This window comes from Mesorhizobium sp. M7A.F.Ca.AU.001.01.1.1 (genome assembly GCF_004022735.1).
Lineage (GTDB): Bacteria > Pseudomonadota > Alphaproteobacteria > Rhizobiales > Rhizobiaceae > Mesorhizobium > Mesorhizobium ciceri.
The window spans coordinates 1-1,293 of record NZ_RZPF01001098.1 but is presented as its reverse complement, the minus strand read 5'-3'; the positions used below and the strand labels follow the sequence as shown (position 1 = coordinate 1,293).

1 protein-coding gene is annotated in these 1,293 nt (G+C 61.7%); it reads right to left on the bottom strand.

Annotation, left to right across the window (positions count from 1 at the left end; genetic code table 11):
- Positions 1-814 (bottom strand): pyridoxal-phosphate dependent enzyme (locus EN884_RS36160; RefSeq protein WP_128361140.1); only part of this gene is annotated, 814 nt, incomplete at its 3' end.
- Positions 815-1,293 lie beyond the last annotated feature (479 nt).

The following is a 1,293-nucleotide window of genomic DNA, read 5'->3' as shown; positions in this document are numbered from 1 at the left end:
TGGTGGCGCAGAGCCTGTTTTCCGGGATCAGCCGCACCGTGTCGGCCGGAAAATCCTTGAGATGACGCAACGGCTCGCGGCCGATCTCGGCCACCGCGGCGCCATCGACGAAATTGTCGACCTTGGCGAGCTTGAGCCGTTTCCCCGCTGCGAGGCTCTCGCGCAGGCTCGGCGCGCCTGCCGGTTCGCAGAAGACGAAGTGTGCTTCCCTGCCCTGATCGGCGAAATAGTGGGTGACGCCCGCGGCAAGTCCGCCACCGCCGACCGGCAGCATGACGATATCGGGCATGCGGGCGCCCGGCATCTGGTCCGCGATCTCGTAGGCGACGGTTGCCTGGCCCTCGATGATGTCCTTGTGATCGAAAGGCGGCACCATATGGGCGCCGGAACTGTCGGTGAATTCCAGGGCAGCGCGATAGCAATCGTCGAAGAAATCGCCGACCAGTCTGATCTCGATGAAATCGCCGCCGAACAGCCTGGTCTTGTCGATCTTCTGCTGCGGCGTCGTCACCGGCATGAACACGACGCCTCGCCTGCCGAAATGGCGGCAGACGAAAGCAAAGCCCTGCGCGTGGTTGCCGGCGGACGCGCAGACGAACAGTTCGGCCTCGTTGCCGGCCGCCAGTGTCTTGCGGAAGAAATTGAAGGCGCCGCGGATCTTGTAGGAGCGGACCGGCGACAGATCCTCGCGCTTCAACAGCACCCGCGCACCGGTCTTTTTCGACAGATAGTCGTTTTCCTGTAGCGGCGTTTCAGGGAAGATCTGGCGGATCGCGGCGGCAGCGGCAGCAACGCGGGAAGAGAAACTGTTCATCGGAAACCACCCCTGGGGAAAATCACCTTGCGTTGCATGCTGTCCGCGGATCTCTATCATTAATCGGGTCGCGAACGTTCGGTTGTTGAGCGCCATGACCAGGTGCGGCGCGAGCCCGCCTATCACATATCCGGCTCCCCAGCGCCATCGTCCATCATTTACGTCCTTCCGGGCGGAAATTTTGCGAAATATTTTCAGCTACTTGCGGGTGCATTCTCATGCCCCCTCGCATCGGGCGGTATGAAATCGCTATCTCCGCGGGGATTGGAGGGCCAGCGGCGACGCCGCTCATTGCGCACATCACGCAGGCGTTTCCCGCCATTTTGGCTTTCGCGCAACACTGCGATGGCCGCAGCGGGGCGCCGATCACATTTCGACTCGACAGGACTTAGTTCTGCCGCACTCTGCCTGTCCGGGAGGTATCGTGAGGATAGACAGGCCTTTCGGCCGGAGTTGGAAATTCAGGCGTGCCTTTGAAG